Genomic DNA, 20,145 nt, shown 5'->3' with positions numbered 1-20,145 from the left:
GCTACAACGCCTCGTAGCACGTAGCCAGGTGGTACGGGGTGGTGGACGGCATATCCGGCCGGCTCACCGCCCCGCTGGCATCGCGGCACTCGTGCCAGCCACCGGCATGCAGGAAGCGCGCTTGCAGCACTTGCAGCTGCCCGGCCACATCGGCGCCGGGGCGCAGGGTCAGGGCCCGCAGGTATTCAGCCTGGGCCCAGATGCGTTGGGTGGCATCGCGCACGCCGCCGTCGACGTCGAGCATCGCCAGCACGCCGCCCTGCTTCACGCCCATGCGCTCGGAAGGGGCGAACGCCTTGTCCAGCGACGCATGCAGCGCACCACCGCGCAGCAGCTCGGATGATTCCAGCAGATAGAACCATTCGAACTGATGGCCTGGCTCCCACCAGTTATCCACAGCGCCGCACGGTTTCTCCATCAGGAAGCCCGAAGCACCATCGACAAAGCGCGCCTGCATGGCCGCGCACAGGGCCAGCAGCGCCTCGCTCACCGCTTCATCATCACGCACTGCCAGGGTCGCCAGGAAGGCCTCGGCCAGGTGCATCAGCGGGTTCTGCAGCGGCCCGCTGCCCAGTGGCGCCCAGTCTTCGGCCAGCGCGGCCTCGTACAGGCCATCGCCGCTGGCGAACCGCGTGGCGACCACGTTGAGCGCGGCGTTGAGCACCGACTCGGCCAGCGGGTCGCGGGACTGCCGCCAGTAGTGGGCGCAGGCGAAGATGATGAAGGCGTGGGTGTACAGGTCCTTGGTGCGGTCCAGCGGCCGCGCCTGGGCGTCGATGCTGTAGAACCAGCCACCGTGCTCGGCGTCGTGGAAATGCTTCTGCAGCGAGCGGAACAGCGCTGCTGCGTGCTCGCGCGCGCCCGGTTGCTCGATCAGCCCGGCGAACAGGTACAGCTGCCGCGCGCAGGCCATGGCCCGGTAGCGTTGCACCGGCATGGGCGTGTGGTCGGGCGCCAGCGCCTCGTAGGGCAGCGCCAGGTCGGCGTTCCAGCCGGGGCCTTGCCACAGGGGCACGATGGTCTTCAGGAAGTGCTCATGCACGGCGGTGAAGGCGGCTTGCGGGGAGTGATCGAGCATGAAAGGTGTCGTCAAAGCGGCTGTTTGAGCGACATGGTAACAGGGATGAAGCGCCCCGTAGCAGCTGCCGCCAGGCTGCGTCCCGGGCCTGCGTGGTTCCAGGGGATACGCGGGGCCTTGGGACGCGGCCTGCGGCCGCTGCTACGGGGGGGGTCAGCCGGCCAGCAGCCACGCGCCGGTCAGCGCGGACAGCGCGCCGGCGATGCGCACCAGCGGGCTGGCGGCCTGGGGTAGCAGGCGCACCACGGCATAGCCGACCGCGTGCAGCGCGGCGGTAGCGGCAACGAAACCGGCGGCGTAGGCCCATGGGCTGGACATCTCCGGCAGCTCCAGGCCGTGGGCCACGCCGTGGAACAGGGCGAACAGCGCGGTGGCGCCAATGGCCAGGGCTACCGGTGGGCGAATGGCCAGGGCCACCGCCAGGCCCAGGGCCAGCACCGAGGCGGCGATGCCGCTTTCCAGGCCTGGCAACTGCAGGCCTTCAAAGCCAAGCACGCCGCCCAGCAGCATGGTGCCGACGAAGGTGGCGGGCAGCGCCCAGCGCGCCTTGCCGGTCTGCTGCGCGGCCCACAGGCCCACGGCCAGCATGGCCAGCAGGTGATCGATGCCGGTCAGCGGGTGCAGCACGCCGGCAACGATGCCATGTTCGCCGTGGCCGGGGTGGGCGAAGGCCAGGGCCGGGGTGAGCAGCAGGGCGGCGGCGCCGAAGAGTTTTTTCAGGGTCATGGGTGGCTTCCTTGGTAGGTGTGTAGCCGCTGCCGAAGGCTGCGCTGGCCCCTGAGTACACTGCAAATCTCAAGCGGGGCTCAGGGCCAGCGCAGCCTGTGGGCAGCGGCTACGGGGGTGTGGTGGCTCAGGCGGCAGTCAGCAGGCCCTGGCGTTCGATGAAGGCGATGATCTCTTCAAGGCCCTGGCCGGTCTTCTGGTTGCTGAACACGAACGGCTTGCCGTTGCGCATGCGTTTGGTGTCGCCGTCCATCATTTCCAGCGAAGCGCCCACCAGCGGTGCCAGGTCGATCTTGTTGATCACCAGCAGGTCCGACTTGCAGATGCCCGGGCCGCCCTTGCGCGGCAGCTTGTCGCCGGCCGATACGTCGATCACGTAGATGGTCAGGTCCGACAGCTCGGGGCTGAAGGTGGCCGAGAGGTTGTCGCCGCCCGACTCCACCAGGATCAGGTCCAGGCCCGGGAAGCGGCGGTTGAGTTGGTCCACGGCTTCCAGGTTGATGGAGGCGTCCTCGCGGATGGCGGTGTGCGGGCAGCCGCCGGTTTCCACGCCGATGATGCGCTCGGGCGCCAGGGCCTCGTTGCGCACCAGGAAGTCGGCGTCTTCGCGGGTGTAGATGTCGTTGGTGACCACGGCAAGGTTGTAGCGCTCGCGCAGGGCCAGGCACAGGGCCAGGGTGAGGGCGGTCTTGCCGGAACCGACCGGGCCGCCGATACCGACACGCAGGGGCTGGGTATTCATTATTGTCATCTCCTAGGAACGGAACAGGCGGCTGTACTGGCGCTCATGGGCCATGCTCGCCAGGGACAGGCCGAAGGCGGCGCTGCCGTAGTGGTGGGGGTCGAGTTCGCTGGCGTGCTGCTGGGCCTGCTGCAGCAAGGGCAGCAGCTCGCTGGTCAGGCGCTGGGCGGCTTGCTGGCCCAGTGGCAGGGTTTTCATCAGCACCGCCAATTGGTTTTCCAGCCAGCTCCACAGCCAGGCGGCCAGGGCGTCGGCGGGGCTGATATTCCAGGCGCGCGCGGCCAGCGCCCAGCCCAGGGCCAGGTGCGGTTCGGGCGTGGCGGCGAGGAAGTCGCGGGCGGCGCTGTCCAGTTCGGGCAGGCCGTCGAGCAACTGCTTGAGCGAATAGCCCATCTGCCGGCTTTCCTGGGCCAGCTCGCGGGTTTCGCGGCTGGCGCGGTGCTCGTCGCTCAACTGGCGCAGGGCCGGCCAATCGTTTGCCGCGGCGGCGGTGCAGTGGGCCAGCAGCAATGGCGCCTCGAAGCGTGCCAGGTTGAGCAGCAACTGATCGCTGATCCACCGGCGCGCGTCGTCGGCCTGCTTGACCGTGCCTTGTTCCACCGCCATCTCCAGGCCTTGGGAATAGCTGTAGCCGCCAATCGGCAGTTGCGGGCTGGCCAGGCGCAGCAGGGCCCAGGCCGGGTTCACGTGCGCACGCCGAACTGGTGGAGCTTGGGCGCGTAGTTGAAATCTTCCTCGCCATGGCGCGAGTGATGATGGCCGCCGCCATAGGCGCCATGCTCGGGCTGGAAGGGCGCTTCGATGACCTCGGTGGTGGCGCCCAGTTGGTCGAGCATGGCTTTCAGCACATAGTCGTCCAGCAGGCGCAGCCAGCCATCGCCCACTTGCAGGGCCACGTGGCGGTTGCCCAGGTGGTAGGCGGCGCGGGTCAGCTCGAAGGCGCTGGCGCAGGTCACGTGCAGCAGGGTTTCGGGGCGGGCCACGACTTTCACCACGCGGCCGTCCTGGGCTTCGAGGAATTCGCCGTCGTGCAGCGGCGGCTGGCCGCGCTCCAGAAACAACCCGACGTCTTCGCCGTCGGCACTAAAACAGCGCAGGCGGCTTTTGCTGCGCGCTTCGAAATTCAGGTGTAATTCGGCCGACCAGTCAGGTTTTGGCTCGGTTCTGCGGTGGATCACCAGCATTTTCAGGCATCCGGCTGAGTGCGATAGTTTGCTGACAGCAAGCATCTTGCCAACATGCGAGCGCTGCGAATGCCGGCCTTGCGCCAGAACTTGGGGCAACAAAATGTTACATATTGGTGCGCTTCAGCCTGTATGGCACCAAGCTGGGTCAGTCGTCAATACTGCTCAAACCGTGCCAGTGCTTGGCGCCCATGAAGATGAAGCGCAGCTGCTGGGTGATCTTCGCCTGGGGCGACAACTGCCGGGGTAGAGCCTCGGCGGGCGGGTCGATGAGCTCGGGCAGGGTGGCGAACACGGTCTTCACCACCAGGTCCGCCATCACCGCCAGGGCGGCGCTGTCCAGGTGCTGCCACTTGGGCATCAGCGCCAGGTCTGCGGCCAGGTCCGAGCTGATGCCGTCGCGCAGGCAGGTCAGCGCCTGGCGCACCGGGCGCGAGTCGCCGTACTGCTCGCGGGCCAGGAACAGGAACTGCGAGCGGTGCGCGGCCACGCTGTCGAGGAAGATGCGCACCGAGGCGTCGGTCAGGCCCTTGAGCTCGAACTCGTTGCGGCGCACGCGGCGGATGGTTTCGCGGAAGGTTTCGCCCACTTCATTGACCAAGGCCAGGCCCAACTGGTCCATGTCGTCGAAATGGCGGTAGAAGCCGGTGGGCACGATGCCCGCGGCCTTGGCCACTTCACGCAGGCTGATGCTGCCGAACCCACGGCCGGCATCGATCAATTGCCGGGCGGCATCGAGGAGGGCGTGGCGGGTCTGCTGTTTCTGTTCGGCGCGGGGCAACATGGTGCGGGATTCTGTGAAGGGCAGCGCAGCACTCTAGCAAATCGGCGGAAAAATCAAAGCCCGGTACGGGGACCGGGCTTTTTCCAGGGCAGCCAAGGCTCAGCTCGCGCGGTTCAGGGTACGGTCGGAGCCGTCCTGGGCGACGCGCATCAGGGTGCGGTCCGAGCCGTCTTGAGCAACGCGGTTCAGGGTGCGGTCCGAGCCGTCTTGAGCGACGCGGTTCAGGGTGCGGTCCGAGCCGTCTTGAGCAACGCGGTTCAGGGTGCGGTCCGAGCCGTCTTGAGCAACGCGGTTCAGGGTGCGGTCCGAGCCGTCTTGAGCAACGCGGTTCAGGGTGCGGTCGGAGCCGTCTTGAGCGACGCGGTTCAGGGTGCGGTCGGAGCCGTCTTGGGCGACGCGGTTCAGGGTACGATCCGAACCATCCTGGGCCACGATCACCGCAGCGCTGTGCTGGGCAACGGCAGGTTGGACGTTGCTGGCGGCGAACACGTTGGCGGCCAGTACAGAGAGGGTCAGGGTCAGCAGCAATTGGCGTTTCATGATTTGGCGCTCCTTTGGAGGGCTGAAAAGTGGGTACGAAGCCAATGCTACTCTTGAGAATTAGATATAAAAGTTCATAAGGACAATGGTAACAATCAACGGAATTGATTGTTTGCCCTGGGGCTGTCTAATCAAGGCCTTACGCGGGTTTCGCCTGCACTGTCGCGGGGATTTTCCGCGGCGGCTGCGCTTTCATGGAACGTCCATCGATGAAAGTGTTCGGCGATTTCATCAATCGGGTTAAACCCCCGGGCGGTTTGCCAGTCCTAAGGTAATTGCTGCAACCAGGCGGGCCGCCGTTTTCCGGCTCGCTGTCACTTGGAGATTCGTGCATGACGCGCCCCCGCAAGATCCTGGCCTGGACAGTTGGCACCCTGGTGCTGCTGATCGTCGTACTGGTGGTGGTCATTGCCACCTTTGACTGGAACCGGGTGAAGCCGACGCTCAACGCGAAGGTGTCCGAAGCCCTGCACCGCCCGTTCGCCATCAACGGCAACCTGGCCGTGCAGTGGGGCCGCGAGCCCGACGAGGGCGGCTGGCGCGCCTGGGTGCCGTGGCCGCACTTCGAGGCTGAGGACCTGACCCTGGGCAACCCCGAATGGTCGAAAGAGCCGCAGATGGTCGGCCTCAAGCGCGTGGCGTTCCGCCTGTCGCCGCTGCCGCTGCTGGCCGAGCGCATCGTCATCCCACGCATCGACCTGACCCAGCCGGACGCCAACCTGCAACGCCTGGCCGACGGCCGCGCCAACTGGACTTTCGACTTCGGGCCCAAGGACCCCAACGCCGAACCGTCGAAATGGGTGATGGACATCGGCGCCATCGGCTTCGACAAGGGCCACGTGGTGTATGACGACGTGACCCTGAAAGCCCACGCCGACGTGCTGATCGACCCGCTGGGCAAGCCGATTCCGTTCAGTGACATCGTCGGCAGCGGCGCCGCGAAGAAGGTCAGCGACCAGGGCGGCAGCGCCCAGGACTACGCCTTCGGCTTCAAGGTCACTGGCCGCTACAAGGACCAGCCCGTCAACGGCACCGGCAAGATCGGCGGCCTGCTGGCCCTGCAGGACGCGGCCAAGCCGTTCCCGGTGCAGGCCGACGTGCGCATTGCCGACACCCACGTGGCCGTCGCTGGCACCCTGACCGACCCGCGCAACCTCGGCGCCCTGGACCTGCGCCTGAAGCTGGAAGGCGCCAGCCTGAGCAAGCTGTACCCACTGACCGGGGTGACGCTGCCCGATTCGCCGCCGTATTCCACCGACGGCCACCTGCAGGCCAAGCTGCATGAGCCCAGCGGTGCCACCTTCGAATACCAGGGCTTCAACGGCAAGATCGGCAACAGCGATATCCACGGCGACCTGAGCTTCGTCGCCAGCCAGCCGCGGCCCAAGCTGACCGGCAAGCTGGTGTCCAACCAGCTGCTGTTCACCGACCTGGCACCGCTGATCGGCGCCGACTCCAATGCCAAGCAGGCCGCGCGCGGCAGCGAAAGCAAGCAACCGGCGGGCAAGGTGTTGCCGGTGGAAGAGTTCCGCACCGAGCGCTGGCGCACCATGGACGCCGACGTCGAGTTCACCGGCAAGAAGATCGTGCAGAGCAAGGAGCTGCCGTTCACCGACCTCTACACGCACCTGGTGCTCGATGACGGCCAACTGAACCTGCAACCCCTGCGCTTTGGCGTGGCGGGTGGCAACCTCGACGCGCAGATCGGCCTCAACGGCCGCACCACGCCGTTGCAGGGCCGGGCCAAGCTGACCGCGCGCGGCTTCAAGCTGAAACAGCTGTTCCCCACCTTCGAACCGATGAAGACCAGCTTCGGCCAGCTCAACGGTGACGCCGACATCGCCGGCACGGGCAACTCGGTGGCGGCCTTGCTGGGCAGCGCCAACGGCGACCTGAAGCTGTTGATCAACGATGGCGCGGTCAGCCGCAGCCTGATGGAGATTGCCGGGCTGAACGTGGGCAACTACGTGATGGGCAAGATCTTTGGCGACAAGGAAGTGAAGATCAACTGCGCCGCCGCCGACCTGGGCATCAAGGATGGCCTGGCGGCGCCACGGCTGTTCGTGTTCGACACCGAGAACGCGATTATCTACATCGATGGCACGGTGAACTTCAAGACCGAACAGCTGGACCTGAAGATCACTCCCGAATCCAAGGGCTTCCGCCTGCTGTCGCTGCGTTCGCCGCTGTACGTGCGCGGGCCGTTCGCCAAGCCAAGCGCTGGCGTGCAAGCGGTGCCGTTGCTGCTGCGTGGCGCGGGGATGATTGCCTTGGGCGTGGTGGCGGCCCCGGCGGCAGGGCTGTTGGCGCTTGTGGCACCCAGCGGTGGCGAGCCTAACCAGTGCACGCCATTGCTGGAGCAGATGAAGGCGGGTAAAGCGCCGAAGACAGTGCCCAGTACCCGTTGACCATTAAAAAAAACGCGGCCATTGGCCGCGTTTTCGGTTGCAGGGGGCCGTTTACAGCCCATCCAGAATATCCGCCATGTCATCGGCGTGTTCTTCTTCCTGCGCCAGGATCTCTTCGAACAGGCGGCGCGAGGTAGGGTCCTTGTCGCCGATGTACTGGATGATCTCGCGGTAGCTGTCGATGGCAATGCGCTCGGCTACCAGGTCCTCGTACACCATTTCCTTGAGGTTGCTGCCCGGCTTGTATTCGGCATGGGAGCGGCTGCTGAGGCTGTCGGGGTTGAAGTCTGGCTCGCCGCCCAGCTGCACGATGCGTTCGGCCAGCTTGTCGGCGTGCTCGGCTTCCTGGCCGGCGTGCTCCAGGAACTCCTCGGCGGCCACGTGGGCCTTCACGCCCTTGGCCATGTAGTAATGGCGTTTGTAGCGCAGCACGCACACCAGCTCCGTGGCCAGCGAGTCGTTGAGCAGGCGCAGCACCTCCTGGCGGTCGGCGTCATAGCCTTCGGTCACGGCGCCTTGGTCAACATTCTTGCGAGCGGTTTCACGCAGGGTGTTCTTGTCGGTCAGTGCAATGGTCATGACATTCTCCAGGCTATACGGTTGGGGCCGTCAGGCTCTATCGCGCCCGTCATTGGCTGACGGGCGCCCGGCTCGATCGGTACAGAGGGTGTGAGTGCGCCAGGTACCGGAAAGTTTTATCCGCGCGACATCAGGGCATCGCCTTGACGTTGCCCTTGTGCTGGGCACAGGTCATGAAGCCCTTGCTGTCCACGTGGCCGGTGCCGTCGAAGCTCACGTAGTAGGCCTGCTGCTTGCCGTCGGTGTTGAGCACGTAGTTGTTGCAGGTGCCGGCGGCGGTCTTGCCGTTGCCATCCACGACGCTGGAGGGGGTACCGCCGATGGCGATGACCTGCTGCATGGTCATGCCGGTGTCCACCTGCTTGACCAGCGGCTCGTTGCGGTAGGTGACAAAGTCCACGGGGTTTTCGACCTTGGTGTTGGCGCAGCCCGCCAGCGAAGCCAGTACGCACACTGCAGCCAGGGTTTGCTTGTACATAGGTGTCGCTCCTTCGAATGAGCCAATAGTGGCCCCGTAATACTGTGGCAACGGCGCCACGCAGGAGTTCGATGTCAGTGCGCTAGTATGTTGGCTTGCCCCCCAAGGATGCCCACGCCATGGCCAAGCCCGGCGCTACTCGCTACCCCGTCATCCTGGTGCCCGGCATGCTCGGCTTTGTCCGGCTGCTGCTGTACCCCTACTGGTTCGGCATCGTCCGGGCGCTGCGCCGTGGCGGCGCGCAGGTATTTCCGGTGCAGGTGTCGCCGATCAACAGCACCGAGGTGCGCGGCGAGCAGCTGTTGCTGATCATCCAGCGCATTCGCCACGAGACCGGCGCGGCCAAGGTCAACCTGATCGGCCACAGCCAGGGCGCGTTGACCGCCCGCTATGCCGCGGCCAAACGCCCGGACTGGGTGGCGTCGGTGACCTCGGTGGCCGGGCCCAACCATGGCTCGGAGCTGGCCGACTACCTGGAGCGCCGCTACCCGCACAACTCGGTGGGCGGGCGCCTGCTGCATGTCGTCCTGTACCTGCTGGGGCTGTTGATGGGCGTGCTGGAAACCGGCTGGCGCGGGCCGCTGCTGCCCATCGACGTGCACGGGTCGCACAATTCCCTGACCTGCGCCGGGGTGGCGCGTTTCAACCAGGCGTATCCACAGGGCCTGCCGGCTACCTGGGGCGGGCAGGGCGAGCCAGTGGTCAATGGCGTGCATTACTACTCATGGTCGGGGGTGTTGCAGCACCCCTTGGCCGACGGCGGCGGCAACCGCCTGGACGGCTCGCACCGCAGCTGCAAGCTGTTCGCCCGCACCTTCGTGCGCGAGGCGGGGCAGTGCGACGGCATGGTCGGGCGCTTCAGCTCGCACCTGGGCCAGGTGATTGGCGATGACTACCCCATGGACCACCTGGACATCGTCAACCAGTCCCTGGGCCTGGTGGGCAAGGGGGTGGAGCCGGTGCGGTTGTTCACCGAACACGCCGCCCGGCTGGCGCAGGCCGGGCTCTAGGCGCAGCCCCGGACGCGGCCCAGCGGCGTGGTCCAGCGCTCGGCCATGATCACCCCGCCCAGGGTCAGCAGGCCGCCCACCAGGTGGTACGGCGCCAGTTGCTCATGCAGTACGGCGGCGGCAATCAGCGCGGTGATCAACGGCAGCAGGTTGAAGAACAGTGTGGTGCGGCTGGGGCCCAGGCGGCTGACCGCCTGCATCCACGCCAGCGGCGCAACCATGGAGGCCAGCAGGCAGGCGTACAGCACCAGGCCGATGTTGCCCATGCCCAGGCCCACCTTGGGCGACAGCACGAACAGCGGCAGCAGCACGATAATCGCCACCAGCACCTGCAGGTACAGCAGTTGCAGCGCTGGCAGGCGCAGCTGCCATTTCTTCAGCAGCGTGCTGTACACCGCGTAGGCCAGGGTGGCCAGCAGCATCATCGCGTCGCCACGGTTCAGGCCGTGGGCCAGCAGATTGCCCAGTTGCCCGGCCGAAACCACCACCAGCACCCCGCCCAGTGACAGCACCGCGCCGAACAGCGCGCCGGCAGTGAGGCGCTGGCCCAGGGCGACGATAGCCAGGGCCAGGGACATCAGCGGCATCAGCGAGAGGATGATGCCCATGTTGGTGGCGCTGGTCAGCGCCGCGGCGAAGTACGCCAGGCTCTGGTACACCGCCATGCCCAGCAGGCCCAGCACGAATACCTTGCCCAGGTGCGGGCGGATCGCCGCGCGGTTGGCCCACACCTTGGGCAGCAGGAACGGGGTGAACAGCAGGCCGGCGAGCAGCCAGCGGTAGAAGCCGATTTCGGCGGGGAAGATGGCGCCCACGGCCATCTTGTTGATTACGGTGTTGCCGGCCCAGATCAGAATGGCCAGCAACGGAAACGCGTATTGCATGGGGAACGCCTGTCAGTCGATAAGGCGCGATTATCCCCGCTTTGCGCCGCGCGCACCTACCGCCAAGCCGTCAACCGACCGTGCGAATCCGACAATCTGCGCCGCCAAGGGCTGTTGCAAAGTTTGTCTACACTTCAGGCGAGGCCGCGCGGCCCAGCGCGGCGACAAGGAGAAAACTCCATGAAAATGCTGCACGCGCCCCTGCTGGTGCTCGGCCTGCTGCTGTGTTCACAAGGCTTTGCCGCCACCGCGCAACAGAACAAGATGACCACCTGCAACGCCGATGCCACCACCAAGGGCCTCAAGGGCGATGAGCGCAAGACCTACATGAGCACTTGCCTGAAAGCCGCCCCGGCGGCGAGCACCACCAAGACCCTGACCCCGCAGCAGCAGAAAATGACCACCTGCAACGCCACCGCCAAGACCCAGAACCTGAGCGGCGATGCGCGCAAGACCTTCATGAGCAGTTGCCTGAAGAAATAACCCCCGTAGCAGCAGCCGCAGGCCGCGTCCCGAGGCCTTGGACGCAGCCTTCGGCAGCTGCTACGACGGTTGCCGCCACTGGCTCTGCCAGGCGAAGGCTGGCAGACTGCCGGGTCCTTCCATGTCGTACGTGTTCGAGGCTGTATGCCAACGTTTTCCCAGCGTCACGTGTTATGGGCCAGCCTGATCATTATGTTCTGTGGTCTGCTGCTGGTGATGCCTTTGCGCCTGCTGCCCAGCCTGCTGGCGGGTTTGCTGGTGTATGAACTGGTCAATATGCTCACGCCCAAGCTCGAGCACCTGATCTCCGGGCCGCGCGCGCGCTGGGTGGCGGTGGCGTTGCTGGGCACGGTGATTGTCAGCCTGCTGGCGGTGATCTTCGCCCTGGCCATCAGTTTCCTGATGCACGAGGCCGAGAACCCGGGGGCCTTCCTCGACAAGTTCATGGACGTGCTCAACCGCGCCCGCGGGCAACTGCCGCCGTCCATCGATGCCTACCTGCCGGCCAACGTCACCGAGTTCCGCTCGGCCATCAGCGACTGGGTCAGCAAGCACCTGGCCGAGCTGCAACTGGTGGGCAAGGACGCGGTGCGTACCTTCGTCACCCTGCTGATCGGCATGGTGCTGGGCGCTATCGTGGCGTTGAACCGCATTCCGCCCGAGGCTGAGCACAAGCCGTTGGCGGGCGCCTTGCTGACCCGCCTCACCCTGCTGGTGCAGGCGTTCCGCAATATCGTCTTCGCGCAGATCAAGATTGCCGCCTTGAACACCGTGTTCACCGCGGTATTCCTGCTGATCATCCTGCCCTTGTGCGGCATCAAGCTGCCGCTGCACAAGACCATGGTGGTGCTGACCTTCATCCTTGGCCTGCTACCGGTGATCGGCAACCTGATCTCCAACACCCTGATCACCATCATCGGCCTGTCGGTGTCGCTCTGGGTGGCCGTGGCGGCGCTGGGCTGGCTGATGCTGATTCACAAGCTGGAATACTTCCTCAACGCCCGCATCGTGGGCAGCCAGATCCGCGCCAAGTCGTGGGAGCTGCTGCTGGCGATGCTGATCTTCGAGGCGGCCTTCGGGTTGCCGGGGGTGGTAGCGGGGCCTATCTACTACGCGTACCTGAAAAGCGAGCTGCGCCGCGCCGAGTTGGTGTGATGGACCATCGCGGGCAAGCCCGGCTCCTACCGAATGCGTAGGAGCCGGGCTTGCCCGCGATGGTCGCGGCGCGGTGTTTAGCCGTAGCGCTTGCGCGCCTCAATGGCCAGACCGCTGCCAATGCTGCCGAAGATATTGCCTTCCACGTGCCGCGCGTTGGGCAGCATGGCCGCCACGCTGTTGCGCAGCGCCGGGATGCCGCTGGAACCGCCGGTGAAGAACACGGTATCGACCTGGGCCACGCCCACGCCGGCATCGTTCAGCAGCGCCGTGACGCTGCCGCGCACCCGCTCCAGCAGGGTGTCGATGGACGCTTCGAACAGCGAGCGGCTCATGTCCACGCTCAGGCCCGGCTCGATGCGGTCCAGCGGTACCAGGCGGTTGTCGGCGTGGGTCAGCTGGATCTTGGTCTCTTCCACTTCCATGGCCAGCCAGTGGCCGGCGCGCTGGTCGATCAGCTTGAACAGGCGGTCGATGCCGGCGGTGTCCTCGATGTCGTAGCGCATGCTGCCCAGCGCCAGCTGGGATTTCTGCGAGTACACCGAGTTGATGGTGTGCCAGGTGGCCAGGTTCATGTGGTGGCTGGTGGGCATGAACGCGCCGCTTTTCATGCGGCTGCCGTAGCCGAACAGCGGCATCACGCCCTGCAGGCTCAGCTGCTTGTCGAAGTCGGTACCACCGATGTGCACGCCGCCGGTGGCGAGGATGTCGCTATGACGGTCGTCGATGGTGTGGCGCTCGGGGGCCAGGCGGATCAGCGAGAAGTCCGAGGTACCACCGCCGATGTCAACGATCAGCACCAGCTCTTCGCGCTGGATGCTCGACTCGTAGTCGAACGCCGCGGCAATGGGCTCGAACTGGAACGACACTTCCTTGAAGCCGATTTTCTTCGCCACTTCTTCCAGGGTGTCCTGGGCTTCCTGGTCGGCGGCCTTGTCGTCATCGACGAAATGCACCGGGCGGCCCAGCACCACTTCGTCGAAGGCACGGCCGGCGTTGGCTTCGGCGCGCTTCTTCAGCTCGCCGATGAACATGCCCAGCAGGTCCTTGAACGGCAGGGCGGTGCCCAGCACGCTGGTGTCGTGCTTGATCAGCTTGGAGCCCAGCAGGCTCTTGAGCGAGCGCATCAGGCGGCCTTCGTAGCCTTCAAGGTATTCGTGCAGCGCCAGGCGGCCGTACACCGGCCGACGCTCCTCGATATTGAAGAACACCACCGACGGCAGGGTGATCTTGCCGTCTTCCAGCGCAATCAGGGTCTCGACGTCCGGCCGGTGCCAGCCGACGGTGGAGTTGGAGGTGCCGAAGTCGATGCCGCAGGCGCGGGCCGGGGTTTGGTTGGTCATGTCGTTGCCGGATTCTGTGCAAAAAACGGCCGCGCAGTTTATGCCAGTGGTAGCGATAATCAAGGCCATGGGACGTTTAATTGCCACACGGTCGCACCTTGAAAGCGCGCCTCGGCCCCCCAATCTTGCAGTCATCCCCTACGACTGCGCCGCTGCGGCTTCAGCAAAGCGTACCGGCAGTCGATAAACTTACACCCCATTGCCAGGTCTCTACACTAAGTGGACTGACCGCGCGATCCCGATAAACGGATGGTGATCCTTCGATGGACTTCAAAGACTATTACAAGATATTGGGCGTGGAGCCGACTGCGGACGAGAAGGCGATCAAGACCGCCTACCGCAAGCTGGCACGCAAATATCACCCCGACGTCAGCAAGGAAAAGGACGCCGAGGACAAATTCAAGGAGGCCTCCGAGGCCTATGAAGCGCTGAGCAACGCCGACAAGCGTGCCGAGTACGACGAGATTCGCAAGTACGGCCAGCACGGCCGTCCGTTCCAGGGCCCGCCAGGCTGGCAGGGCCGCGGTGGCGGCGGCTTCGAGGAAAGCGCCGGCGATTTTTCCGATTTCTTCAGCTCCATCTTCGGCTCGGCCGGGCGTGGTGGCAATGGCAACCCCTTTGGCCGTGGCCAGCAACGCAGCGCCGGGCGGCGAGGACAAGACGTGGAAATGGAACTTGCAGTGTTCCTCGAGGAGACCCTGGCCAACGAGTCGAAGCAGATCAGCTTCCAGGTGCCGCAGCACAACGCTGCCGGCCAGCAGACCGGGCACACCACCAAGACCCTCAACGTGAAGATCCCGGCCGGCGTCACCGACGGCGAGCGCATCCGCCTCAAGGGCCAGGGCGCGCCGGGCGTGGGTGGTGGGGCGAACGGCGACCTGTACCTGATCGTGCGGTTCGCCCCGCACCCGATGTTCGACGTGGAAGACCACGACCTGATCATCACCGTGCCGTTGGCACCGTGGGAAGCGGCGTTGGGCACCAAGGTGGCGGTGCCCACCCTCACCGGGCGCATCAACCTCACCATCCGCCCCGACAGCCAGAGCGGCCAGCGCCTGCGCGTGAAAGGCAATGGCCTGCAGCGCAAGCAGGGCGAGCGCGGTGACCTCTACGCACAACTGAAAGTGGTAATGCCCCCGCATGCCGACGAAGCCACGCAAGCGCTGTGGAAAACCCTGTCGGAGAAGGCGGCATTCGACCCCCGAGCCAACTGGAGTCGTTGATCATGGAAACGTCCCGCTACGTTCAACTGGACATGCAAGCGTTCTGTCAGGCCACTGAGATGTCGGCGGCCTATGTGATTGAAATCGTCGAGCACGGCATAGTGGAACCCACGGGACGGTCCCCGGAGGAATGGTTGTTCGACGACTTTTCCCCATTGATCGCGCGGCGCGCGGCGAAGTTGCATCACGACCTGGACCTGGAATGGGAAGGCGTGGCGCTGGCGCTGGAGCTGCTGGAAGAGGTGCGCGACCTGCGCGCCGAGAACGCCCGGCTGCGCCAGCGCCTGGGGCGCTACGTGCAAGGCCTGTAGCCGCTGCCGCCAGGCTGCGCTGGCCCTGTGCCACGCTATAGATCTTCGGTGTGGGTAAGGGCCAGCGCAGCCTGGCGGCAGCGGCTACGCGGGTTCGCGTTTAAAACAGGAAATACCGCTGCGCCATCGGCAGCGTCTCCGCCGGTTCACACCACAGCAGCACCCCGTCTGCCTTCACCTGGTAGGTCTGCGGGTCGACGTCGATCGCCGGCAGGTAGCCGTTGTGAATCAGGTCGGTCTTCTTCAGCGTGCGGCACCCCTTTACCACGCCAATCTGCTTCTTCAAGCCCAGCTGCTCCGGCACGCCGGCGTCCAGTGCTGCCTGGCTGATGAAGGTAATGCTGGTGGCATGGCGCGAGCCGCCGTAGCTGGCGAACATCGGCCGGTAGTGTACGGGCTGCGGGGTGGGAATCGAGGCGTTGGCGTCGCCCATCAGGCTGGCCGCGATGGCGCCGCCCTTGAGGATCAGCGTCGGCTTCACGCCGAAGAACGCTGGGCGCCACAGCACCAGGTCGGCCCATTTGCCAATTTCGATGGAGCCTACCTCATGGCTGATGCCGTGGGTGATGGCCGGGTTGATGGTGTACTTGGCGATGTAGCGCTTGGCGCGGAAGTTGTCGTTGCCCGGCGCGTCCTCGGCCAGCGGGCCGCGCTGCTTTTTCATCTTGTCGGCGGTCTGCCAGGTGCGCGTCACCACCTCGCCGACGCGGCCCATGGCCTGGCTGTCAGAGCTGATCATCGAGAAGGCGCCCAGGTCGTGGAGGATGTCCTCGGCGGCGATGGTCTCGCGGCGGATGCGGCTTTCAGCGAAGGCCACGTCCTCGGCGATGCTGGGGTCCAGGTGGTGGCACACCATCAGCATGTCCAGGTGTTCGTCGATGGTGTTGCGGGTGAACGGCCGGGTCGGGTTGGTGGAGCTGGGCAGCACGTTGGGGAAGCCGCAGGCCTTGATGATGTCGGGGGCGTGGCCGCCGCCGGCGCCTTCGGTATGGTAGGTGTGGATGGTGCGGCCCTTGAACGCGCCGAGGGTGGTTTCCACGAAGCCCGACTCGTTGAGGGTGTCGGTGTGGATGGCCACCTGCACGTCGTACTGGTCGGCCACGCTCAGGCAGTTGTCGATGGAGGCGGGGGTGGTGCCCCAGTCTTCGTGCAGCTTGAGGCCGATGGCACCGGCCTTCACCTGCTCGATCAGCGGTTCGGGCAAGCTGGCGTTGCCCTTGCCGGTGAAGCCGATGTTCATCGGGAACGAGTCGGCGGCCTGCAGCATGCGCGCCATGTGCCACGGGCCCGAGGTGCAGGTGGTGGCGTTGGTACCGGTGGCCGGGCCGGTGCCGCCGCCGATCATGGTGGTGACGCCGCTCATCAGCGCTTCTTCGATCTGCTGCGGGCAGATGAAGTGGATGTGGGTGTCGATGCCGCCGGCGGTGAGGATCATGCCTTCACCGGCGATGACTTCGGTGCTGGCGCCGATGGCGATGGTCACGTCGGGCTGGATGTCCGGGTTGCCGGCCTTGCCGATGGCGGCGATGCGGCCGTCCTTCAGCCCCACGTCAGCCTTGACGATGCCCCAGTGGTCGATGATCAGCGCGTTGGTGATCAGCGTGTCCACCACCTCGGCGGCCAGCAGCTGGCCCTGGCCCATGCCGTCGCGGATCACCTTGCCGCCACCGAATTTCACTTCTTCACCGTAGGTGGTGAAGTCCTTTTCCACTTCAATCCACAGGTCGGTGTCGGCCAGGCGCACCTTGTCGCCGACGGTGGGGCCGAACATGTCGGCGTAGGCTTGTCTCGAGATTTTCATTGTCTGCCTTTGAATTCCAATTTCATGACCCCGCGGGGGCCTTACAAATCGCCCATGATGCGGCCGGCGAAGCCGAACACGCGGCGGTGGCCGGCCAGGTCCACCAGTTCCACCTCGCGGCTCTGGCCCGGCTCGAAGCGCACGGCGGTGCCGGCCGGGATGTTCAGGCGCATGCCGCGGCTGGCGGCGCGGTCGAAGGCGAGGGCGTCGTTGGTTTCGAAGAAGTGGTAGTGCGAGCCCACCTGGATGGGCCGGTCGCCGCTGTTGGCCACCGTCAGGCTGAGGGTGCGGCGGCCGACGTTGAGTTCGATGTCGCCGGGTTGGATCTGGTATTGGCCGGGGATCATTCAGGCTTCCTTCAAAGAGTCTTGTAGAAAAACGCCGTGGCGGTGTATTCGCCATCCGGGCGGCAGGCAAAGCCGGGGATCTGCCCCGCGCGCTTGTAGCCCTGGGACAGGTAGAACGCCTCGGCGGGCGAGCCGGCCTCGGTGTCCAGGTGCAGCAGGCCGCGCTTGTACTGGCGGGCGGCGACTTCCACCGCTTCCATCAGCTGCTGGCCCATGCCGCGGCGCTGGGCATCGCTGCGCACCATCAGCTTCTGCACCTCGGCACGGTTCAAGCCGTTCACGCGCTTGCAGAACACCAATTGCGCGCTGGCCAGCACCTGCTCGTCACGCACTACCACCCACAGCACCAGGTCATTGATGGCGATGCGGTTCTTCACTTCGTCTAGAAAACTGTTGGCTTCATGGGCGTCCACGTCGGCGAGGAAGCCGATGGAGGCGCCTTGCTTGACCGAGTCCAGCAGCAACTCGACCAGGCCCTGGCGGTAGTGGGCAAAGCTTTCAACGGTGACGCGGCGCAATTGGGCGGCATTCATGGCGGCTTACTCCACGGGAGTCGGGGAAGGTTCGGCGCCCGGGTTCAGGATCAGTTGCATGAAGGTCAGGTCCAGCCAGCGGCCGAACTTGCTGCCCACTTGTGGCATCTGCCCCGTGATCGTGAAACCGAGTCGCTCGTGCAGACGGATGGAGGCTACGTTGCCACTTTCGATGGCAGCCACCATCACGTGTTTGTCGCAGCCGCGTGCGCGTTCGATCAGGGCGTTCATCAGTGCGGGCCCCAGGCCCTTGCCTTGTTGATCGTTGCGCACGTAGACCGAGTGTTCGACGGTCTGGCGGAAACCCTGGAAGGGACGCCAGTCACCAAATGAAGCGTAGCCCAGCACGACATCATTGGCGTCCACCGCCACCAGGATGGGGTAGTGCTGGGACTGGCGGGCGCTGTACCAGGCCTGGCGGTTGCCCAGGTCCACCGGTTGCTCGTTCCAGATGGCCGTGGTGTTGGCCACGGCGTCGTTGTAGATGTCGCGGATGCCGGGCAGGTCGGCGTGTATGGCGTCGCGAATGCGGAAGGTCATGGCAGGCCTCAGGCGATGGGTTGGTGGACGGTGACCAGCTTGGTGCCGTCGGGGAAGGTGGCTTCCACCTGGATCTCGGGGATCATTTCCGGGATGCCTTCCATCACCTGGTCGCGGGTCAGCAGGGTGGTGCCGAAGTGCATCAACTGGGCCACGGTCTGGCCGTCGCGGGCGCCTTCGAGCAGCGCTGCCGAGATGTAGGCCATGGTTTCCGGGTAGTTGAGCTTCACGCCCCGGGCCAGGCGGCGCTCGGCCACGAGGCCGGCGGTGAAGATCAGCAGCTTGTCTTTTTCGCGGGGTGTCAGGTCCATGGTGTGTCCATTCGTGGGCAGTAACAAATCAAGGTTTCGTAGCAGCTGCCGCAGGCTGCGTCAGGGGCTGCGCGGTGGCTGGGGACGCCGCCTGCGGCAGCTGCTACGGGAATGTCAGGTGCTCCAGATTCTTGGGGCAAGGGCTTCTTTGCCCAGCACCTCGGGGCGCAGCAGTTTCCACAGGGCAATCAGCCAGTCGCGGGCGTGCAGGCCTTCATGGGCCAGGCAGCGGGCTACCAGCAGGCCGGGCAGCTGGCTGAGGTCGCCGCGCACCTGGCCTTCCACGGCCCGGCATTGTTCAAGCAACTCAGGGCTGATGTCGGCGGTCACCAGCAGGGTGGCGAATACGGTGTGGCCGTCCAGGCCCATGGGCGACTCCAGCAGGCCGTCGTTGCCGACCACGCGCTGGCGTTCGTGCCACAGCAGCTGGCCGTCACGGCGGATGTCCACGCGGCTCTGGAAATGCCCGCGTTCGAAGCGCTCGTCCGACGCCGGGCGGCCCAGGGCGACCATGTCCCAGTACACCAGGCGCGCGTCGCCCTGTAGCTCGACGCTCGTCTGCAGTTCTGCCTGGGCGGCGCTGTAGACAATGGTTTCCTGGGGCAGCCACTCCAGGGTCGCGCCGGGGGCCACAGTGAGGTTCAGGGTCTGGTAGGCGGGCCCGGCCGCGCGGTACCACTTGGCGGCGCCGGGGCTGGTCAGCTGCGCCCAGGCACCGGTGCCGACGTCGACGTTGATATCCAGGCGGTCGCCGCCGGCGATGCCACCCGGCGGGTGCACGATGATGTGCTGGCACACCTCGGGGCCTTCGGCGTACAGGTGCTTCTGCACCCGCAGCGGGCCCAGGTGGCGGCGCTGGGTAGGCCGGGTGGTGTCGCCAAAACGGCCGTAGCCCAGCTCGAGCTCGGCGTGCCAGCTGGGCGTGTACAGGGCGGTGGAAGCGGGCAGGTTCATAGGCGTGTTCGTTATTGGTTTGTGTGCAGATTAAATGGTTACCAGGCCGCGTACACCCTCGGCCTCCATATTTTCACCTCGCCCGTGCTGCACGATTTCACCCCGGGACATGACGATGTACTGGTCGGCCAATTCTGCGGCGAAATCATAGAACTGTTCCACCAGCAGAATCGCCATGTCGCCGCGGGCGGCAAGCTTCTTGATCACCGCGCCGATTTCCTTGATCACCGACGGCTGGATGCCCTCGGTAGGCTCGTCGAGAATCAACAGGCGCGGGCGGCTGGCCAGGGCGCGGCCGATGGCCAGTTGTTGCTGCTGGCCGCCGGACAGGTCGCCGCCGCGCCGGTGTTTCATCTGCAGCAGCACCGGGAACAGCTCGTAGATGAACCCCGGCACCTCCTTGGCCTCGCTGGCGCTGAAGCGCGACAGGCCCATCAGCAAGTTTTCTTCCACGGTAAGCCGGCCGAAAATCTCCCGACCCTGGGGCACGTAGGCGATGCCGGCGTGCACGCGCTGGTGCGGCTTGAAGCCGGTGATGGGCTTGCCTTCCCACTGCACGCTGCCTTCCTTGGACGGGATCAGGCCCATCAGGCACTTGAGCAACGTGGTCTTGCCCACGCCGTTGCGACCCAGCAGGCAGGTGACCTCGCCGACCTTCACGTCAAAGGACAGGCCGCGCAGGATGTGGCTGCCGCCGTAGTATTGGTGAAGCTTTTCGACCTGGAGCATAT

24 protein-coding genes are annotated in these 20,145 nt (G+C 65.6%); 6 read left to right on the top strand and 18 right to left on the bottom strand.

What is annotated here, in order from left to right; translation table 11 throughout:
* Position 1: 1 nt before the first annotated feature.
* The 7 genes from AC0Z2B_RS00620 to AC0Z2B_RS00590 all read right to left on the bottom strand — a co-directional run bounded on the left by AC0Z2B_RS00620 (position 2) and on the right by AC0Z2B_RS00590 (position 5,054).
* Positions 2–1,078: an AGE family epimerase/isomerase gene (locus AC0Z2B_RS00620; protein WP_476294758.1), complete on the bottom strand. Its 1,077-nt coding sequence runs from the start codon at positions 1,076–1,078 to the stop codon at positions 2–4.
* A gap of 153 nt (positions 1,079–1,231) precedes the next feature.
* Complete coding sequence (locus AC0Z2B_RS00615) at positions 1,232–1,804, bottom strand: HupE/UreJ family protein (protein WP_476294757.1); 573 nt, start codon at positions 1,802–1,804, stop codon at positions 1,232–1,234.
* Between the two features lie 127 nt (positions 1,805–1,931).
* A complete protein-coding gene (ureG, locus tag AC0Z2B_RS00610) occupies positions 1,932–2,546 on the bottom strand; it encodes an urease accessory protein UreG (RefSeq protein WP_416422182.1) in 615 nt (204 codons plus the stop codon).
* A 12-nt stretch (positions 2,547–2,558) separates the two neighbouring features.
* Complete coding sequence (locus tag AC0Z2B_RS00605) at positions 2,559–3,233, bottom strand: urease accessory protein UreF (protein ID WP_476294756.1); 675 nt, start codon at positions 3,231–3,233, stop codon at positions 2,559–2,561.
* Positions 3,230–3,730: an urease accessory protein UreE gene (gene ureE / locus AC0Z2B_RS00600; RefSeq protein WP_416422184.1), complete on the bottom strand. Its 501-nt coding sequence runs from the start codon at positions 3,728–3,730 to the stop codon at positions 3,230–3,232. The genes AC0Z2B_RS00605 and ureE overlap by 4 nt, the downstream gene beginning before the upstream one ends.
* Before the next feature lie 148 nt (positions 3,731–3,878).
* On the bottom strand, positions 3,879–4,514 hold the full coding sequence (locus AC0Z2B_RS00595; protein WP_416422185.1) for a TetR family transcriptional regulator: 636 nt from the start codon (positions 4,512–4,514) through the stop codon (positions 3,879–3,881).
* Between the two features lie 99 nt (positions 4,515–4,613).
* Positions 4,614–5,054, bottom strand: a complete 441-nt coding sequence (locus tag AC0Z2B_RS00590) for a phage infection protein (protein WP_476294755.1) — start codon at positions 5,052–5,054, stop codon at positions 4,614–4,616.
* A 332-nt stretch (positions 5,055–5,386) separates the two neighbouring features.
* Between AC0Z2B_RS00590 and AC0Z2B_RS00585 the strand changes: the two genes are divergently transcribed.
* A complete protein-coding gene (locus tag AC0Z2B_RS00585; RefSeq protein WP_476294754.1) occupies positions 5,387–7,462 on the top strand; it encodes an AsmA family protein in 2,076 nt (691 codons plus the stop codon).
* Between the two features lie 51 nt (positions 7,463–7,513).
* Here the strand turns inward: AC0Z2B_RS00585 and AC0Z2B_RS00580 are convergent, their stop codons facing one another.
* Positions 7,514–8,041: a ferritin-like domain-containing protein gene (locus AC0Z2B_RS00580; RefSeq protein WP_475505320.1), complete on the bottom strand. Its 528-nt coding sequence runs from the start codon at positions 8,039–8,041 to the stop codon at positions 7,514–7,516.
* 130 nt (positions 8,042–8,171) lie between these two features.
* Positions 8,172–8,519, bottom strand: coding sequence for an osmotically-inducible lipoprotein OsmE (gene osmE / locus AC0Z2B_RS00575; protein ID WP_416422189.1), 348 nt, complete (start codon positions 8,517–8,519; stop codon positions 8,172–8,174).
* Between the two features lie 119 nt (positions 8,520–8,638).
* Here osmE and AC0Z2B_RS00570 point away from each other — a divergent pair, with 119 nt between their 5' ends.
* Positions 8,639–9,529 (top strand): esterase/lipase family protein, encoded by an 891-nt coding sequence (locus tag AC0Z2B_RS00570; RefSeq protein WP_476294753.1) that lies wholly within the window; start codon positions 8,639–8,641, stop codon positions 9,527–9,529.
* Here the strand turns inward: AC0Z2B_RS00570 and AC0Z2B_RS00565 are convergent.
* Positions 9,526–10,413: a DMT family transporter gene (locus tag AC0Z2B_RS00565; RefSeq protein WP_476294752.1), complete on the bottom strand. Its 888-nt coding sequence runs from the start codon at positions 10,411–10,413 to the stop codon at positions 9,526–9,528. The genes AC0Z2B_RS00570 and AC0Z2B_RS00565 overlap by 4 nt on opposite strands.
* Positions 10,414–10,593: 180 nt before the next feature.
* On the opposite strand from AC0Z2B_RS00565, the gene AC0Z2B_RS00560 reads away from it, so the two are divergent.
* Together AC0Z2B_RS00560 and AC0Z2B_RS00555 are read left to right on the top strand one after the other, a co-directional pair.
* Complete coding sequence (locus AC0Z2B_RS00560) at positions 10,594–10,896, top strand: PsiF family protein (protein WP_473005212.1); 303 nt, start codon at positions 10,594–10,596, stop codon at positions 10,894–10,896.
* 144 nt (positions 10,897–11,040) lie between these two features.
* Positions 11,041–12,051, top strand: coding sequence for an AI-2E family transporter (locus AC0Z2B_RS00555; protein WP_416422193.1), 1,011 nt, complete (start codon positions 11,041–11,043; stop codon positions 12,049–12,051).
* Positions 12,052–12,128: 77 nt separating this feature from the next.
* Here the strand turns inward: AC0Z2B_RS00555 and AC0Z2B_RS00550 are convergent, their stop codons facing one another.
* Entirely contained in the window at positions 12,129–13,394 is a 1,266-nt protein-coding gene (locus AC0Z2B_RS00550) for an Hsp70 family protein (protein ID WP_476294751.1), read from the bottom strand.
* A 263-nt stretch (positions 13,395–13,657) separates the two neighbouring features.
* Between AC0Z2B_RS00550 and cbpA the strand changes: the two genes are divergently transcribed.
* Both cbpA and AC0Z2B_RS00540 read left to right on the top strand, forming a co-directional pair.
* Positions 13,658–14,617 carry a curved DNA-binding protein gene (cbpA, locus tag AC0Z2B_RS00545; RefSeq protein WP_416422195.1) on the top strand — a complete coding sequence of 320 codons (960 nt, stop codon included), beginning with the start codon at positions 13,658–13,660 and terminating at the stop codon, positions 14,615–14,617.
* 2 nt (positions 14,618–14,619) lie between these two features.
* The gene (locus AC0Z2B_RS00540; RefSeq protein WP_476294750.1) at positions 14,620–14,928 is read left to right on the top strand and encodes a chaperone modulator CbpM; all 309 of its coding nucleotides are present in this window, start codon (positions 14,620–14,622) and stop codon (positions 14,926–14,928) included.
* A gap of 100 nt (positions 14,929–15,028) precedes the next feature.
* Here AC0Z2B_RS00540 and ureC read toward each other — a convergent pair whose 3' ends face one another.
* The 7 genes from ureC to urtE form a co-directional block, all read right to left on the bottom strand.
* Positions 15,029–16,729 (bottom strand): urease subunit alpha, encoded by a 1,701-nt coding sequence (gene ureC / locus AC0Z2B_RS00535; RefSeq protein ID WP_416422197.1) that lies wholly within the window; start codon positions 16,727–16,729, stop codon positions 15,029–15,031.
* 41 nt (positions 16,730–16,770) lie between these two features.
* Positions 16,771–17,076 carry an urease subunit beta gene (locus AC0Z2B_RS00530; RefSeq protein ID WP_476294749.1) on the bottom strand — a complete coding sequence of 102 codons (306 nt, stop codon included), beginning with the start codon at positions 17,074–17,076 and terminating at the stop codon, positions 16,771–16,773.
* Positions 17,077–17,087: 11 nt separating this feature from the next.
* The gene (locus AC0Z2B_RS00525) at positions 17,088–17,609 is read right to left on the bottom strand and encodes a GNAT family N-acetyltransferase (protein WP_027979666.1); all 522 of its coding nucleotides are present in this window, start codon (positions 17,607–17,609) and stop codon (positions 17,088–17,090) included.
* A 6-nt stretch (positions 17,610–17,615) separates the two neighbouring features.
* Positions 17,616–18,149, bottom strand: a complete 534-nt coding sequence (locus AC0Z2B_RS00520; protein ID WP_476294748.1) for an N-acetyltransferase family protein — start codon at positions 18,147–18,149, stop codon at positions 17,616–17,618.
* Positions 18,150–18,157: 8 nt separating this feature from the next.
* Positions 18,158–18,460 (bottom strand): urease subunit gamma, encoded by a 303-nt coding sequence (gene ureA, locus AC0Z2B_RS00515; protein ID WP_416422200.1) that lies wholly within the window; start codon positions 18,458–18,460, stop codon positions 18,158–18,160.
* A 114-nt stretch (positions 18,461–18,574) separates the two neighbouring features.
* Positions 18,575–19,414 carry an urease accessory protein UreD gene (locus AC0Z2B_RS00510; RefSeq protein ID WP_476294747.1) on the bottom strand — a complete coding sequence of 280 codons (840 nt, stop codon included), beginning with the start codon at positions 19,412–19,414 and terminating at the stop codon, positions 18,575–18,577.
* 30 nt (positions 19,415–19,444) lie between these two features.
* Positions 19,445–20,143 carry an urea ABC transporter ATP-binding subunit UrtE gene (gene urtE / locus AC0Z2B_RS00505; protein WP_416422202.1) on the bottom strand — a complete coding sequence of 233 codons (699 nt, stop codon included), beginning with the start codon at positions 20,141–20,143 and terminating at the stop codon, positions 19,445–19,447.
* Positions 20,144–20,145 lie beyond the last annotated feature (2 nt).

This window comes from Pseudomonas sp. GYB4201 (genome assembly GCF_056312595.1).
Note: the sequence above shows the minus strand (reverse complement) of the source record. Positions and strands in the feature narration are given on the sequence as shown.

What these genes read in the sequence shown, in the direction of transcription:
- ureC (WP_416422197.1), bottom strand. Translation starts at nt 16,729, where the DNA reads ATGAAAATCTCGAGACAAGCCTACGCCGACATGTTCGGCCCCACCGTC.
- AC0Z2B_RS00565 (WP_476294752.1), bottom strand. Translation starts at nt 10,413, where the DNA reads ATGCAATACGCGTTTCCGTTGCTGGCCATTCTGATCTGGGCCGGCAAC.
- AC0Z2B_RS00585 (WP_476294754.1), top strand. Translation starts at nt 5,387, where the DNA reads ATGACGCGCCCCCGCAAGATCCTGGCCTGGACAGTTGGCACCCTGGTG.
- AC0Z2B_RS00540 (WP_476294750.1), top strand. Translation starts at nt 14,620, where the DNA reads ATGGAAACGTCCCGCTACGTTCAACTGGACATGCAAGCGTTCTGTCAG.
- ureG (WP_416422182.1), bottom strand. Translation starts at nt 2,546, where the DNA reads ATGAATACCCAGCCCCTGCGTGTCGGTATCGGCGGCCCGGTCGGTTCC.
- AC0Z2B_RS00520 (WP_476294748.1), bottom strand. Translation starts at nt 18,149, where the DNA reads ATGACCTTCCGCATTCGCGACGCCATACACGCCGACCTGCCCGGCATC.
- ureA (WP_416422200.1), bottom strand. Translation starts at nt 18,460, where the DNA reads ATGGACCTGACACCCCGCGAAAAAGACAAGCTGCTGATCTTCACCGCC.
- AC0Z2B_RS00615 (WP_476294757.1), bottom strand. Translation starts at nt 1,804, where the DNA reads ATGACCCTGAAAAAACTCTTCGGCGCCGCCGCCCTGCTGCTCACCCCG.
- AC0Z2B_RS00580 (WP_475505320.1), bottom strand. Translation starts at nt 8,041, where the DNA reads ATGACCATTGCACTGACCGACAAGAACACCCTGCGTGAAACCGCTCGC.
- AC0Z2B_RS00590 (WP_476294755.1), bottom strand. Translation starts at nt 5,054, where the DNA reads ATGAAACGCCAATTGCTGCTGACCCTGACCCTCTCTGTACTGGCCGCC.
- AC0Z2B_RS00595 (WP_416422185.1), bottom strand. Translation starts at nt 4,514, where the DNA reads ATGTTGCCCCGCGCCGAACAGAAACAGCAGACCCGCCACGCCCTCCTC.
- ureE (WP_416422184.1), bottom strand. Translation starts at nt 3,730, where the DNA reads ATGCTGGTGATCCACCGCAGAACCGAGCCAAAACCTGACTGGTCGGCC.
- cbpA (WP_416422195.1), top strand. Translation starts at nt 13,658, where the DNA reads ATGGACTTCAAAGACTATTACAAGATATTGGGCGTGGAGCCGACTGCG.
- AC0Z2B_RS00555 (WP_416422193.1), top strand. Translation starts at nt 11,041, where the DNA reads ATGCCAACGTTTTCCCAGCGTCACGTGTTATGGGCCAGCCTGATCATT.
- urtE (WP_416422202.1), bottom strand. Translation starts at nt 20,143, where the DNA reads ATGCTCCAGGTCGAAAAGCTTCACCAATACTACGGCGGCAGCCACATC.
- AC0Z2B_RS00530 (WP_476294749.1), bottom strand. Translation starts at nt 17,076, where the DNA reads ATGATCCCCGGCCAATACCAGATCCAACCCGGCGACATCGAACTCAAC.
- osmE (WP_416422189.1), bottom strand. Translation starts at nt 8,519, where the DNA reads ATGTACAAGCAAACCCTGGCTGCAGTGTGCGTACTGGCTTCGCTGGCG.
- AC0Z2B_RS00560 (WP_473005212.1), top strand. Translation starts at nt 10,594, where the DNA reads ATGAAAATGCTGCACGCGCCCCTGCTGGTGCTCGGCCTGCTGCTGTGT.
- AC0Z2B_RS00550 (WP_476294751.1), bottom strand. Translation starts at nt 13,394, where the DNA reads ATGACCAACCAAACCCCGGCCCGCGCCTGCGGCATCGACTTCGGCACC.
- AC0Z2B_RS00570 (WP_476294753.1), top strand. Translation starts at nt 8,639, where the DNA reads ATGGCCAAGCCCGGCGCTACTCGCTACCCCGTCATCCTGGTGCCCGGC.
- AC0Z2B_RS00510 (WP_476294747.1), bottom strand. Translation starts at nt 19,414, where the DNA reads ATGAACCTGCCCGCTTCCACCGCCCTGTACACGCCCAGCTGGCACGCC.
- AC0Z2B_RS00525 (WP_027979666.1), bottom strand. Translation starts at nt 17,609, where the DNA reads ATGAATGCCGCCCAATTGCGCCGCGTCACCGTTGAAAGCTTTGCCCAC.
- AC0Z2B_RS00620 (WP_476294758.1), bottom strand. Translation starts at nt 1,078, where the DNA reads ATGCTCGATCACTCCCCGCAAGCCGCCTTCACCGCCGTGCATGAGCAC.